At 60.8% G+C, this 14397-nt stretch carries 13 protein-coding genes and 1 riboswitch; of the genes, 9 read left to right on the plus strand and 4 right to left on the minus strand.

Going from position 1 to position 14397, the window contains the following annotated elements:
• Position 1 precedes the first annotated feature (1 nt).
• Both leuD and aroD read left to right on the plus strand, forming a co-directional pair.
• A complete protein-coding gene (gene leuD / locus HCK03_RS22315; protein ID WP_041144034.1) occupies positions 2-607 on the plus strand; it encodes a 3-isopropylmalate dehydratase small subunit in 606 nt (201 codons plus the stop codon).
• A gap of 94 nt (positions 608-701) precedes the next feature.
• Positions 702-1457: a type I 3-dehydroquinate dehydratase gene (aroD, locus tag HCK03_RS22320; protein ID WP_167692199.1), complete on the plus strand. Its 756-nt coding sequence runs from the start codon at positions 702-704 to the stop codon at positions 1455-1457.
• 38 nt (positions 1458-1495) lie between these two features.
• On the opposite strand, the gene HCK03_RS22325 is transcribed toward aroD, so the two are convergent.
• Both HCK03_RS22325 and sgrT read right to left on the minus strand, forming a co-directional pair.
• Positions 1496-2680: a sugar efflux transporter gene (locus HCK03_RS22325; protein ID WP_115193571.1), complete on the minus strand. Its 1185-nt coding sequence runs from the start codon at positions 2678-2680 to the stop codon at positions 1496-1498.
• A 185-nt stretch (positions 2681-2865) separates the two neighbouring features.
• Positions 2866-3018, minus strand: coding sequence for a glucose uptake inhibitor SgrT (gene sgrT, locus HCK03_RS22330; protein ID WP_071844885.1), 153 nt, complete (start codon positions 3016-3018; stop codon positions 2866-2868).
• 87 nt (positions 3019-3105) lie between these two features.
• On the opposite strand from sgrT, the gene sgrR reads away from it, so the two are divergent.
• From sgrR to thiQ, 4 genes are all read left to right on the plus strand, one after another.
• Positions 3106-4761: an HTH-type transcriptional regulator SgrR gene (sgrR, locus tag HCK03_RS22335; RefSeq protein WP_041144031.1), complete on the plus strand. Its 1656-nt coding sequence runs from the start codon at positions 3106-3108 to the stop codon at positions 4759-4761.
• A gap of 61 nt (positions 4762-4822) precedes the next feature.
• A riboswitch (TPP riboswitch) is annotated at positions 4823-4969 on the plus strand.
• 32 nt (positions 4970-5001) lie between these two features.
• Positions 5002-5985: a thiamine ABC transporter substrate binding subunit gene (thiB, locus tag HCK03_RS22340; protein ID WP_041144030.1), complete on the plus strand. Its 984-nt coding sequence runs from the start codon at positions 5002-5004 to the stop codon at positions 5983-5985.
• A complete protein-coding gene (thiP, locus tag HCK03_RS22345) occupies positions 5961-7571 on the plus strand; it encodes a thiamine/thiamine pyrophosphate ABC transporter permease ThiP (RefSeq protein WP_167692200.1) in 1611 nt (536 codons plus the stop codon). The genes thiB and thiP overlap by 25 nt, the downstream gene beginning before the upstream one ends.
• On the plus strand, positions 7555-8256 hold the full coding sequence (gene thiQ, locus HCK03_RS22350) for a thiamine ABC transporter ATP-binding protein ThiQ (protein WP_041144028.1): 702 nt from the start codon (positions 7555-7557) through the stop codon (positions 8254-8256). The genes thiP and thiQ overlap by 17 nt, the downstream gene beginning before the upstream one ends.
• On the opposite strand, the gene HCK03_RS22355 is transcribed toward thiQ, so the two are convergent.
• On the minus strand, positions 8243-9007 hold the full coding sequence (locus HCK03_RS22355; protein WP_115193575.1) for a DedA family protein: 765 nt from the start codon (positions 9005-9007) through the stop codon (positions 8243-8245). The genes thiQ and HCK03_RS22355 overlap by 14 nt on opposite strands.
• 128 nt (positions 9008-9135) lie before the next feature.
• Positions 9136-9981, minus strand: a complete 846-nt coding sequence (gene araC, locus HCK03_RS22360; RefSeq protein WP_041144026.1) for an arabinose operon transcriptional regulator AraC — start codon at positions 9979-9981, stop codon at positions 9136-9138.
• 337 nt (positions 9982-10318) lie between these two features.
• Between araC and araB the strand changes: the two genes are divergently transcribed.
• From araB to araD, 3 genes are all read left to right on the plus strand, one after another.
• Positions 10319-12028: a ribulokinase gene (gene araB / locus HCK03_RS22365; protein ID WP_167692201.1), complete on the plus strand. Its 1710-nt coding sequence runs from the start codon at positions 10319-10321 to the stop codon at positions 12026-12028.
• Between the two features lie 10 nt (positions 12029-12038).
• Positions 12039-13541 (plus strand): L-arabinose isomerase, encoded by a 1503-nt coding sequence (gene araA / locus HCK03_RS22370; RefSeq protein WP_167692202.1) that lies wholly within the window; start codon positions 12039-12041, stop codon positions 13539-13541.
• A gap of 83 nt (positions 13542-13624) precedes the next feature.
• On the plus strand, positions 13625-14320 hold the full coding sequence (araD, locus tag HCK03_RS22375; protein WP_123552719.1) for an L-ribulose-5-phosphate 4-epimerase: 696 nt from the start codon (positions 13625-13627) through the stop codon (positions 14318-14320).
• Positions 14321-14397 lie beyond the last annotated feature (77 nt).

The raw sequence follows: 14397 nt of genomic DNA on the forward strand, positions 1-14397 counted from the left end.
CATGGCAGAGAAATTTACCCAACATACTGGCCTGGTGGTTCCGCTGGATGCCGCAAACGTCGATACCGATGCGATCATTCCCAAGCAGTTCCTGCAGAAAGTCACCCGCACCGGTTTTGGCGCGCATCTGTTCAACGACTGGCGCTTCCTCGATGACCAGGGGCAGCAGCCGAATCCGGAGTTCATTCTCAACTTCCCGGAGTACAAAGGCGCCTCGATTCTGCTGGCGCGGGAGAACTTTGGCTGCGGCTCATCGCGCGAACACGCGCCCTGGGCTTTGACCGACTACGGCTTTAAGGTGGTGATCGCGCCAAGCTTCGCCGACATCTTCTACGGCAACAGCTTCAACAACCAGCTGCTGCCGGTGACCCTGAGCGACGAGCAGGTCGACGAGATGTTTAAGCTGGTGCAGGCCAACCCTGGCATTACGTTCGAGGTGGATCTGGAAGCCGAAGTGGTGAAAGCGGGCGACAAGTCGTACAGCTTTAAAATCGACGCCTTCCGCCGCCACTGCATGCTGAATGGCCTCGATAGCATCGGCCTGACGCTGCAGCACGAAGGGGCGATCTCCGCCTACGAGAACAAGCAGCCGGCCTTTATGAACTAAAACCGCCAGCGGCTCACCTGCCCGGTCCATGACCGGGCATTTTTTTATGCCTTCTGAGCTGAGAAGATCTCAGGAAATTCGCACAGGCCTCGATATGACGACAACCGTAACGGTTAAGAACCTCACCTTCCAGCAAGGTACCACCCGAATCTGCGTCCCGCTGATGGGCCAAACCCTCGATGAGCTGAAGGCTCGCGCTCGGGCGCTGGTAGAAGTCGATGCCGATATTATCGAATGGCGCGCCGACGGCTTTGCCGAGGTCGGCAAGAGCGAACAGGTACTGCTGGCGCTGGCTGAAGTTCGCCAGATCCTCGCCGATACGCCGCTGCTGTTCACCTTCCGCAGCCAAAAGGAGGGCGGCGAGGCGCAGCTCGACGAGGCGGACTACTTTGCGCTTAACCGTCAGGTCGCGCTCAGCGGGCTGGTCGAGGTGATTGATATCGAGCTCTTCAACGATGAGACGCAGATCCGCGCCCTGATCGATGATGCCCACGCCGCCGGCGTTAAGACGATCGTCAGCAATCATGATTTCCAGAAAACGCCGCCCGAAGAGGAGATTATTCGCCGCCTCTGCCGCATGCAGGAGCTGGGCGCCGACCTGCCGAAAATAGCGGTCATGCCGCAGTCTCCGCAGGATGTGCTGACGCTCCTCTCCGCCACGCTGGCGATGAAGGAGAAGCACGCTACCGGCCCGATCGTCACCATGTCGATGGGCAAAATGGGCGGCATCAGCCGGGTTACCGGGCGACTGTTTGGTTCAGCGATGACGTTCGGCAGCGCGGGCCAGGCCTCTGCGCCGGGGCAAATCGCCATCCGCCAGCTGCGGGAAACGATCGATATCCTCTCCTGAACTCGCCCGCCCGCGGCGATCCGCGGGCGGGTAACGGGCTAGATATCTTTCACTTTGCCGGTTAAAAACAGGGTCACCAGCGAAATCGCCGCGATCGCCCAGTAAACGCTGGCGTGGCCGTAGCTCTGCGACAGCGCCCCCTGCAGCACGCCGGCGAGGATCACGCCGGTGGAAATACTGTTGGTAAACAGCGTGGTGGCCGCTCCCGCGCGTCCCGGCATCAGGTCCTGGAACCACAGCATGCCGATCCCGGCGACAATACCGATAAAAATCGCGTTAAACAGCTGCAGCGCCAGCAGTGCCGTGCGGTCGTGGAACAGGATCAGCCCGGCGTAGAACAGCACCCCGGCGGCTACGGCGGCGACCATCATGCGACGCTTGCCCCAGCGTTTGACGTAGTAGCCCGCCAGAATCATCGCCGGGATCTCCAGCCCGGCTGCGGTGCCCATCAGGATCCCGGCCAGGCTATCCGGCAGGCCGAGATCGCTGCTGATCCACAGCGGCATATCGATGATGTACATGGTGTTGCAGGTCCACATCAGCGTCGAGGCGATAAACAGCATGCGCACGTTTTTATCCTGCCAGCCGCCGGCCTGCGCCACCGCGCCTGCCGCCTCGGAAGGCTGCTCCACCCGCGCCACCGACGGCAGCTTGCAGGCGATCAGCACCAGGCTAATCACAAAAATAACGGCCGCAATGGAGAACATGGTGGTAAAGCCGTAGTTCAGCGCCAGCATAAAGGCCAGCGGCGGGCCGATAACCCACGCCAGCGACAGCTGGGCGCGCATGATCGAACTGAACATCACCACTTCCCGCGCCGAGCTGTCGGCATACTCCCGCGCCAGGGCGAACAGCTGCGGCATCGCGGCATTGGCGATAGATGCCAGCATCACGCCGCAGGTAATCAGGGTTAAGTAGTGGCGATTGAAGGCAAACAGCAGCGCGTTGCCCACGGCCATCAGGCAGCAGAACATAATCAGCCGGCGGCGGTCGCCCTGGCTATCGGAGCGCTTCGCCAGCGCCAGGCTGACCGCGATCCCGGCAATGGCGTTAACGGTGTAAAACAGACCGACCCAGAAAGGCTGCGCGCCCACCTCACGGCTGAGAAACAGGCTGAGCGTCGGAGCCTGCAGCGCACCGGCAATCCCCATCATAAAAGCGACCAGCATAAAAGCCGCATAGACGCCGTTAAGCCGCCGTCCCATCGTCATTAACCACAGCATGTCATGTCCTTAGCACGCGAAGAAAACGAAAAAAGCCAGCAGAAGTCATCTGCTGGCGGGTGATTTTATACTCTATCTGCTTCAGGTTACAGGCCGGCGGCCGCTACAAGCAGGCCGCGCTAATGCCGGGAACGCGAAAGTGGACAGGTACGCACCAATACTCAGTCACACATGATATCGGCAAGTTAACGATCGGAGGTCGGCGACGTAACTCCCCACTGCATCAGCTCGCCGAGTATTTCCTGCCGTCGTCCTGCCATCAGGCGGGCTAGCCATGACGCATCCTGCGTCGCAGAAAAGTAGCGTTGGTAGAACTGTTTAGCGGTTGACCTCGTCATATTCATCTCCTCGCTTCATCGAAATCCATTATTGGCCTAATATGAGGATTAATAAATTGCTGAGTTTTCATCAGGAGTTCCCCTTTTATGTCTTCTGCCCGTCTGCAACAACAGTTCATCCGCCTGTGGCAATGCTGCGAAGGGAGGTCGCAGGAGACGACGCTCAACGAGCTGGCTGAGATGCTAAGCTGCTCGCGCCGCCATATGCGAACCCTGCTGAACATGATGGAAGAGCGCGGCTGGCTAACCTGGGAGGCGGAAGCGGGACGCGGTAAGCGCTCAAAGCTGGCTTTCCTCTACACCGGCCTGGCGCTGCAGCAGCAGCGGGCGGAAGATCTGCTGGAGCAGGATCGCATCGATCAGCTGGTGCAGCTGGTTGGCGATAAGGCCGCCGTGCGCCAGATGCTGGTCTCCCACCTCGGACGGAGCTTTCGCCAGGGGCGGCATATTCTGCGCGTGCTCTATTATCGACCGATGAAAAATCTGCTCCCCGGCAGCGCGCTGCGCCGTTCGGAAAACCATATCGCCCGGCAAATCTTTAGCGCCCTGACGCGGGTAAATGAGGAAAACGGGGAACTGGAAGCCGATATTGCCCACCACTGGCAGCAGCTATCGGCCACCCACTGGCGCTTTTTTTTGCGTCCCGGCATCCACTTTCACCACGGACGCGAGCTGGAAATGGAGGACGTGATCGCCTCTTTGCAGCGCAGCAACGCCCTGCCGCTGTACGCCCATATTGAGCGCATCGTCTCGCCGACCGCCTGGACGCTGGATATCCATCTGACGCAGCCGGATCGCTGGCTGCCGTGGCTGCTGGGCCAGGTTTCGGCGGTGATACTGCCGCGCGAATGGCAGTCGATGGAGAACTACTCCTCGATGCCGATCGGCACCGGCCCCTATGCCGTCGCGCGCAATAACCAAAACCAGCTTAAGATCCACGCCTTCGACGACTACTTCGGCTATCGGGCATTAATCGACGAGGTCAACGTCTGGGTGCTGCCGGAGATTGGCGAGGAGTCGAACGGCGGCTTAACCCTGCAGGGCACCACCCAGAGCGAGAAAGCCGTCGAAAGCCGCCTGGAAGAGGGCTGCTACTACCTGCTGTTTGATTCCCGCAGCCCGCTTGGCGCCAATGCCGCCGTCCGCCAGTGGCTGAGCTATCTGTTCCAGCCGGCGAACCTGCTCTACCACGCGGGCGAACATTACCAGGGCAACTGGTTCCCGGCCTACGGCCTGCTGCCGCGCTGGCACCACGCGCGCAGCCACGCCTGCGAGAAGCCCGCGGGCCTCGAGTCGGTGACGCTGACCTATTATCAGGACCACATTGAGCATCGCGCGATCGGCGGCATTATGGCGACGCTGTTAGCCGAGCATCAGGTCAGGCTGGAGATCCGCGAGCTGGAATACGCGGAGTGGCACCGCGGCGAGGTGGTCAGCGACATCTGGCTAAACAGCGCCAACTTTACCCTGCCGATCGACTTCTCCCTCTTCGCCTGGCTGTATGAAGTCCCGCTCATTCGCCACTGCATCCCGATTGACTGGGAGGAGGACGCCGGCCGCTGGCATGCGGGCGAGTTAAACCCTGCGACCTGGAGCCAGCAGCTGCTGGCCAACCAGACGATCGTCCCGTTGATCCACCACTGGCTGATGATCCAGGGCCAGCGCAGCATGCGCGGCGTGAGGATGAACACCCTCGGCTGGTTTGATTTTAAATCGGCGTGGTTTGCGCCGCCGGAACCCTAGCGCCTTCCCCGGCGGGCGCTTAAGCACTTTCGGTCCGCTAACAAAATCATTACACTAGTCGCCGTTCTCAACGGGGTGCTAATAAACATACGCCGCTTCATTCAGGTTGCATCGTGACAACCTGCAGGATGCAGCGTATGGGCTGAGAAAATACCCGTCGAACCTGATCCGGATAACGCCGGCGAAGGGATTTGAGGCTCACTCAAAATCCTTTGCCACCCCTTTTTTGTGAGGTGCAAAGTGTTGAAAAAATTACTCCCGCTGCTGGTGCTGGTCGCCGCTCCCGCGTTGGCTAAACCCGTTCTCACCGTCTATACCTACGACTCCTTTTCTGCGGACTGGGGCCCGGGTCCGGCCGTCAAAAAGGCCTTTGAAGCCGACTGCGGCTGCGAGCTGAAGTTCGTGGCGCTGGAAGACGGCGTTTCGCTGCTGAATCGCCTGCGCATGGAAGGCAAAAACAGCAAAGCCGATGTGGTACTCGGACTGGACAACAACCTGCTGGAAGCGGCGGCGCAAAGCAAGCTATTCGCCAAAAGCAACGTGCCGACCGACGCGCTCAGGGTACCCGGCGGCTGGAACAACGATACCTTCGTCCCCTTTGACTACGGCTATTTCGCCTTCGTCTACGATAAAAACAAGCTCAAAAATCCGCCCAAAAGCCTGAAGGAGCTGGTTGAGAGCGACCAGAAATGGCGGGTGATCTACGAAGATCCACGCACCAGCACGCCGGGCCTCGGCCTGCTGCTGTGGATGCAGAAGGTGTACGGCGATAAATCCCCGCAGGCGTGGGAGAAGCTGGCGGCAAAAACCGTCACCGTCACCAAGGGCTGGAGCGAGGCCTACGGCCTGTTCCTGAAGGGGGAAAGCGATCTGGTGCTGAGCTATACCACCTCTCCGGCCTATCACATCATCGAAGAGAAAAAAGATAACTACGCGGCGGCCGGCTTCAGCGAAGGCCACTACCTGCAGGTCGAAGTGGCGGCCCGCACCGCGGCCAGCAAGCAGCCGGAGCTGGCGGAGAAGTTCCTTAAGTTTATGGTCTCTCCGGGGTTCCAGAATGCGATTCCGGCGGGCAACTGGATGTACCCCGTCACCCAGGTGACGCTCCCTGCCGGCTTTGACACGCTGATCAAACCGCAGACCACCCTGGAGTTCACTCCGCAGCAGGTCGCTGGCGAACGGCAGAACTGGATTAACGCATGGCAACGCGCCGTCAGCCGCTAACCATCGGCTGGCTGCTGCCGGGCCTGACGGCCGCCACCGTGCTGGTCGTGGTGGCGCTGGCCGCTTTTCTGGCGCTCTGGAGCAGCGCGCCGGAGGCGGCCTGGATGGCTATCGTCGGCGATAGCTATCTCTGGCACGTCGTTCGCTTCTCCTTCTGGCAGGCGTTTCTTTCGGCGCTGCTCTCGGTGGTGCCGGCCATCTTTCTTGCCCGCGCCCTCTACCGGCGCCGCTTTCCCGGCCGCACGCTGCTGCTGCGCCTGTGCGCGATGACGCTTATCCTGCCGGTACTGGTGGCGGTATTTGGCATCCTGAGCGTTTACGGACGCCAGGGCTGGCTGGCGGCGGCATTTAACGCGCTGGGATGGCAGTGGGATTTCTCGCCCTACGGGCTGCAGGGGATCCTGCTGGCGCACGTCTTCTTCAATATGCCGATGGCGACCCGCCTGCTGCTGCAGGCGCTGGAGAATATCCCCGGTGAACAGCGGCAAATTGCGGCCCAGCTTGGCATGCGCGGCTTTCACTTTTTCCGCTTCGTCGAGTGGCCGTGGCTGCGGCGGCAAATTCCTCCGGTGGCGGCGCTGATCTTTATGCTCTGCTTCGCCAGCTTCGCGACCGTCCTCTCTCTTGGCGGCGGCCCGCGGGCCACCACCATTGAGCTGGCAATCTATCAGGCGCTAAGCTTTGATTACGATCCGGCCCGCGCGGCGATGCTGGCGCTGATCCAGATGAGCTGCTGCCTCGGGCTGGTGCTGCTCAGCCAGCGCCTGAGCAAGGCCGTGGCGATCGGCGTGACCCACGTTCGCGGCTGGCGCGACCCCGACGATCGCCTGCACAGCCGCCTCACCGACTTCGTGCTGATTGCCGTCGCACTGCTGCTGCTGCTGCCGCCGCTGCTGGCGGTCATCATCGATGGCCTGAATAACAATCTGGCGCGGGTGCTGGCCCAGCCTGAGCTATGGCAAGCCCTGTCGACCTCCCTGCGCATCGCGCTGGCCGCCGGGATACTCAGCGTGATTCTAACGATGATGCTGCTGTGGAGCAGCCGCGAGCTGCGCATCCGCAGCCGCCCGCTGGCCGGCCAGGCGCTGGAGCTCAGCGGGATGCTGATCCTCGCCATGCCGGGGATTGTGCTCGCGACCGGCTTCTTTTTACTGCTCAATAATAGCGTTGGCCTGCCCGACTCCGCTGACGGCATCGTTATCTTCACCAATGCGCTGATGGCCATCCCCTATGCGCTGAAGGTGCTGGAAAATCCGATGCGCGACGTTGCCGTGCGCTACGGCATGCTCTGCAATTCGCTGGGAATAAGCGGCTTTACCCGCCTGAGGGTCGTTGAGCTGCGCGCCCTGAAGCGCCCGCTGGCCCAGGCGCTGGCCTTTGCCTGCGTGCTGTCGATCGGTGATTTCGGCGTGGTGGCGCTGTTCGGCAACGACGATTTCCGCACCCTGCCGTTCTATCTGTATCAGCAGATTGGCGCCTATCGTAGCCAGGACGGTGCCGTAACCGCCCTGCTGCTGCTGGCGCTGTGCTTTGTCCTCTTTACCGTGATTGAGAAGCTACCGGGGCGTGATGTTAAAACTGAATGATGTAACCTGGCTGTACCAGCACCTGCCGATGCGTTTCACCCTTTCCGTGCAGCGGGGCGAACGCATTGCGGTGCTCGGCCCCAGCGGGGCGGGAAAAAGCACTCTGCTGAACCTGATCGCCGGCTTTTTACCACCGGCGAGCGGCAGCATCGTCATTGACGGCGAGCCGCATACCGCGACGCCGCCCGCCCGTCGCCCGGTATCAATGCTGTTTCAGGAAAATAACCTCTTCAACCATCTCACCATTCGGCAGAACATCGGCCTCGGCATGCACCCAGGCCTCAAGCTGAGCGCCGGGCAAAACGCCAGCCTGCTGGCCATTGCCGAACAGATGGGCATCGACTCCCTGCTGGAGAGGCTTCCCGGCGAGCTCTCCGGCGGCCAGCGCCAGCGCGCGGCGCTGGCGCGCTGTCTGGTGCGCGAGCAGCCGGTACTGCTGCTGGATGAGCCGTTTTCCGCGCTCGATCCGGCGCTGCGCCAGGAGATGCTGATTTTGGTTGCGGAGGTGTGCCAGCGCCGCAGTTTGACGCTGCTGATGGTGTCGCATAGCGTGGAGGATGCCGCCCGCATCGCCCCTCGGTCACTGGTGGTGGCCGACGGGCGCATCGCCTGGGATGGCGCCACCGATGCGCTCTTAAGCGGCAACAGCAGCGCCTCGCATCTGCTCGGGATCAGCGCGCGATAACGTGGTGCAGAATATTGAGATAGACCGGCATTAGCGGGTGGCGAACCACCAGGGTTAACGCCACGCCCGCCAGCACCAGTGCCAGCGGCGACAGCCACAGCAGGCGCGCGCGCGGCAGCAGCCGGGTCAAGCGATCGCTTGTTTTCGCGCTACGCCACAGGCGCCAGCAGAGCCAGCCTGCCAGCCACGCCAGCAGCGCGGCGCCCAGCAGCAACCACTTAAAGCTGGCGCTGTTCTCATCGGCGGGAATATCAATGGCCGCGCCGGCAAGAATGCCCGGTAAAAAGTAGAGCGGCGGCCACAGCAGGCAGCCGATAATATTCGGCAGAATAAATTTCGCCACCGGCAGGTCGAGCATCCCGGCAACCATCGGCACCAGCGGCCGCGTCGGCCCAACGAAGCGCCCGATCAGGATAGTGACCATGCTGTGCTGATGCAGCGCGTGCTCGGTCTTATCAAGCAGCGCTTTGTTTTTCTTCATAAACGACCAGCGATGCAGCGGTTTTTTAAACCGCCAGCCGAGCCAGAATGAGATCCAGTCGCCGAATAAACAGCCGACGATACCCGCCAGCCACGCCTGCCAGAAGTTAACCTCACCGCTGCCGATCAGTGCGCCCAGCCCGGCCATCATCACCGTGCCCGGCAGTATCAGCCCGACCAGCGCCAGCGATTCAAGAAAGGCGACCAGCATCACGGCTATCAGCGAGTAGACCGTGGATTGGGTGATAAAATGTTCCAGCAATGCTTGCATAGTGTGCCCGGTTTAAAAACGAAGCACGGATTCTCCAGAGCCGTCGCGCCTTCGTCAAGCCATCAATTGTCTGAATAGTTTACTGGTTGTGACAATTTTCCGGGGCATCATTTCACTTTATTTACGTTTTATTCACATCCCGCACGGAATTCGCTCGGGCTGGCGCCGGTGCATTTTTTAAATACCCGCGAGAAATAGAGCTGATCTTCAAAGCCAACGTTGCGTCCCACCGTCGCGATGGGCATTCGCGTGGTGCTCAGCAGCAGCTTGGCCTGGCTGATCCGCTGATCTTCCCGCCACCCCAGCACGCTGATGCCCAGCTGCTGGCGGAACAGGTGCGACAGCCGCGACGGCGACAGGCAGACGTGCTGGGCGACGCTGGCAATATCAAAATGGCTGTCCGCCAAGTGATCGCTAATGTACTGGCAGGCGTCGCGGACCCGGTTATCCAGCGGCGGATAGAGGGATTCGTTAATGGCCTCCATGCGGCGCAGCAGCAGCTGTTCCAGCAGGTTGATCGCCAGCAGCTCAGAGTAGCGCCCGGCCCCCTGTCCGGCGTCAACGATCTGGCCGAAAAGCTCGCCAAAGCGCGTCTGCCACTGCTCATCGGGACGGAAAAAGCCGGTGTGGGCGAAAATCGTCGGCCAGTTCAGCCACTCATGCCAGTAGGCCCGCGGACGGAAGTAGACCCACTGGTGATACCACTCGCGGGCATCAGGATGGCGGCCGTAGTGATGAATCTCCCCCGGCGGGAAGAGTAAAATATCGCCAGGCCGGCAGACAAACTGCTCGTCCTGGTTGTTGATCACCCCTTCACCGCGGATCGTCAGATTGAGGATGAAGCCTTTCATGCCGAGCGGGCGGTCAATAAAGAAATCCAGATAGCCTTCCGCATCAATCGGCGTCAGCCCCGTCACCAGGTGGGCGTTAAAAGAGTAGCCCGGTAGCAAAGGATCGTTTTGTGTTTCAGCCATAAACTCAGCTCTCCCGGAGAGGTACTGGACACCAATTGTCCATATTCGTTATTTTATCGCTAAGCGCGCTTCCCGTAATGGGATGCGGGTTGAAATTCGAATTAAAACCCGCCTGATTTCAGCAAAAATCGACAACAACGCTCAATGTAAGCCATTCCAGCGCATAACAAAAGTGTCTATAAATACGGCAGGAAAGTCCACATTGAATATTTGCACGGCGTCACACTTTGCGATGCCATAGCAATATAATCCATAAGATTAGCGAATACGGCCTGACGGTTTTTCCTGAGGATATCTACTGTTTCACCATGAATGGTTTTCAGCATGGAGTAACAGCATGGCAATTGCGATTGGCCTCGATTTTGGTAGTGATTCAGTTCGCGCTCTGGCGGTGGAATGCGCCACCGGCGAAGAGCTCGCCTCCAGCGTAGAGTGGTACCCGCGCTGGCAGGAGGGGCTGTTTTGCGACGCCCCGAATAATCAGTTTCGCCACCACCCGCGTGATTACATTGAATCAATGGAAGCCGCGCTGAAAAGCGTGCTGGCGCTGCTGAGCCCCGAGCAGCGCACCGCCGTCGTCGGTATCGGCGTTGACAGCACCGGCTCGACGCCGGCGCCGATTGACGCCAACGGCAACGTGCTGGCCCTGCGGGAAGAGTTCGCCAACAACCCGAATGCGATGTTCGTGCTGTGGAAAGACCATACCGCGGTGGAAGAGGCGGAGGCCATCACCCGCCTGTGCCACCAGCCGGGCAAAGAGGACTACTCCCGCTATATCGGCGGCATCTACTCCAGCGAATGGTTCTGGGCCAAGATCCTTCACGTCACCCGTCAGGATAGCGCCGTTGCGCAGGCAGCAGCCTCATGGATTGAGCTGTGCGACTGGGTTCCGGCGCTGCTCTCCGCGACCACCCGCCCGCAGGATATTCGCCGCGGCCGCTGCAGCGCCGGGCACAAATCCCTGTGGCACGCCGACTGGGGCGGCCTGCCGCCGGCCAGCTTCTTCGACGAACTCGACCCGGTTATCAATCAGCACCTCAGCTGGCCGATGTTTAGCGATACCTGGACCGCCGACGTACCGGTCGGCACGCTCAGCGCCGAATGGGCGCAGCGCCTGGGTCTGGCGGAAACGGTGACCATCTCCGGCGGCGCCTTCGACTGCCATATGGGCGCGGTAGGCGCCGGCGCACAGCCGAATACGCTGGTTAAGGTTATCGGCACCTCCACCTGCGACATCCTCATTGCCGATAAGCACAGCGTTGGCTCCCGCACGGTGAAAGGCATCTGCGGCCAGGTCGACGGCAGCGTAGTGCCTGACTTTATCGGTCTGGAAGCCGGGCAGTCGGCTTTTGGCGATATCTACGCCTGGTTTGGCCGCATTCTCGGCTGGCCGCTGGAGCAGCTGGCGCTTGCCCATCCGGAGCTGAAAGAGCCGATCCGCGCCAGCCAGAAGCAGCTGCTGCCGGCGCTGACCGAGGCGTGGGCGAAAAATCCCTCCCTCGACCATCTGCCGGTGGTGCTGGACTGGTTCAACGGACGGCGTACTCCAAACGCTAACCAGCGTCTGAAAGGGGTCATCACCGATCTGAATCTCGCCACCGATGCGCCGGCGCTGTTTGGCGGCCTGGTGGCGGCCACCGCCTTCGGCGCGCGCGCCATTATGGAGTGCTTCACCGACCAGGGGATCCCGGTCAACAACGTGATGGCGCTGGGCGGCATCGCGCGCAAAAACCCGGTCATCATGCAGGCCTGCTGCGACGTGCTGAACCGCCCGCTGCAGATTGTCGCCTCCGATCAGTGCTGTGCGCTGGGTGCGGCCATCTTTGCCGCCGTCTCCGCCGGCGTGTATCGCGATATTCCAACGGCCCAGCAGCATATGGCAAGCCGGGTCGAAAGCACCCTGCAGCCGCGTCCGGCCCAGGCCCAGCGCTTCGAACAGCTCTATCAGCGCTACCAGCAATGGTCAGTCAGCGCTGAACAACAGTATCTCCCTTCGGCTGCACAGGCGGAAAAAGCCTCGCAATCTCAGCCAGCTCTCACCCATTAAGGACACCAAAATGACGATTTTTGATAACTATGAAGTCTGGTTCGTGATTGGCAGCCAGCATCTGTACGGCGCGGAAGCGCTGCGTCAGGTTACGAAGCATGCCGAGCACGTGGTGAACAGCCTGAACGCTGAGGCAAAACTGCCGTGCCGGCTGGTATTAAAGCCGCTGGGCACCACGCCGGATGAAATCACCCACATCTGCCGCGACGCTAACTACGATGATAAATGCGCCGGCATGGTGGTGTGGCTGCACACCTTCTCTCCGGCCAAGATGTGGATTAACGGCCTGACCATCCTCAATAAACCGCTGCTGCAGTTCCACACCCAGTACAACGCCTCGCTGCCGTGGGACAGCATCGATATGGACTTTATGAACCTCAACCAGACCGCGCACGGCGGCCGCGAGTTTGGCTTTATTGGCGCCCGTATGTGCCAGCAGCATAGCGTGGTGACCGGCCACTGGCAGGATCGCGACGCCCATCAGCGCATCGGCTCGTGGATGCGCCAGGCGGTCTCGAAGCAGGATACCCGTCATCTGAAAGTCTGCCGCTTTGGCGATAACATGCGCGAAGTGGCGGTCACCGATGGCGATAAGGTCGCCGCGCAGATCAAATTCGGCTTCTCGGTCAATACCTGGCCGGTGGGCGATCTGGTGCAGGTGGTCAACGACATCAGCGAAGGCGAGATCAGCGCCCTGGTTGATGAGTATGAAAGCAGCTACCGCCTGACCGCGGCGGCGCAGGTGCACGGCGATAAGCGGCAGAACGTTCTCGATGCCGCGCGTATCGAGCTGGGCATGCAGCGCTTCCTGCAGCAGGGCGGCTTCCACGCCTTCACCACCACCTTTGAAGATTTACACGGCCTGAAGCAGCTTCCGGGCCTCGCCGTGCAGCGTCTGATGCAGCAGGGCTACGGCTTTGCGGGCGAAGGCGACTGGAAAACCGCCGCCCTGCTTCGCATCATGAAGGTGATGTCAACCGGTCTGCAGGGCGGCACCTCCTTTATGGAGGATTACACCTACCACTTCGACAACGGCAACGATCTGGTGCTCGGCTCGCATATGCTGGAGGTCTGCCCAACCATCTCCACGGCGGAAAAACCGATCCTCGACGTCCAGCCGCTGGGCATTGGCGGTAAAGCCGACCCTGCGCGCCTGATCTTCAACACCCAGACCGGCCCGGCGATCGTCGCCAGCCTGATCGATCTCGGCGATCGCTATCGCCTGCTGGTTAACACCGTTGAAACGGTGCCGACCCCGCACGAACTGCCGAAGCTGCCGGTGGCCAACGCGCTGTGGAAAGCGCAGCCGGATCTCCGCACCGCCTCCGAAGCCTGGATCATTGCCGGCGGCGCGCACCATACGGTCTTCAGCCACTCCCTGACGCTCGACGATATGCGCCAGTTTGCGGAGCTGCATGATATCGAGCTGACCGTGATTGATAGCGAAACCCGCCTGCCTTCTTTCAAAGATGCGCTGCGCTGGAACGAAGTTTATTACGCCGGTAAACGTTAAAAGGTCGTCCCCTTTTCTCCCTCTGCGCCGCGGCAAAGAGGAGAAAAGGGGAAACCGCGCTGACCCGCAATTCGGAGTACACAATGTTAGAAGATCTGAAACGTCAGGTGCTGGAAGCAAACCTCGCGCTGCCCAGGCACAACCTGGTGACCTTAACCTGGGGCAACGTCAGCGCCGTCGACCGCGAGCGGGGCCTGCTGGTGATCAAGCCGTCGGGCGTCGACTATAGCGCGATGAGCGCTGAGGATATGGTGGTGGTGAGCCTCGAAACCGGCGAAGTGGTGGAAGGGAAAAAGAAACCCTCGTCGGATACCCCAACCCATCGCCTGCTGTACCAGGCCTTCCCGACCCTCGGCGGTATCGTACATACCCATTCGCGCCATGCGACCATCTGGGCGCAGGCGGGCCAGTCCATCCCGGCAACCGGCACTACCCACGCCGACTACTTCTACGGCGCGGTTCCCTGTACCCGCCTGATGACCGACAGCGAAATCAACGGCGAGTATGAGTGGGAAACCGGGCGCGTTATCGTCGAAACCTTCCGCGAGAACGCCATCGACCCGGCGCAAATGCCCGGCGTGCTGGTGCACTCCCACGGCCCGTTCGCGTGGGGCAAAAACGCGGAAGACGCGGTGCATAACGCCATCGTGCTGGAAGAGATCGCCTATATGGGGATTTTCTGCCGCCAGCTGGCGCCGCAGCTGCCGGAGATGCAGCAAACCCTGCTGGATAAGCACTATTTACGCAAGCACGGCGCGAAGGCCTATTACGGGCAGTAGCGTCAAATGCCTGTATAAAACCCCAGCACCTTGTCATCAACCAGGCTATACTCAGGCCTGGTTTGACTTGATGAGAG

Source organism: Klebsiella terrigena (assembly GCF_012029655.1).
In the GTDB taxonomy this organism is placed as follows: Bacteria; Pseudomonadota; Gammaproteobacteria; order Enterobacterales; family Enterobacteriaceae; genus Klebsiella; species Klebsiella terrigena.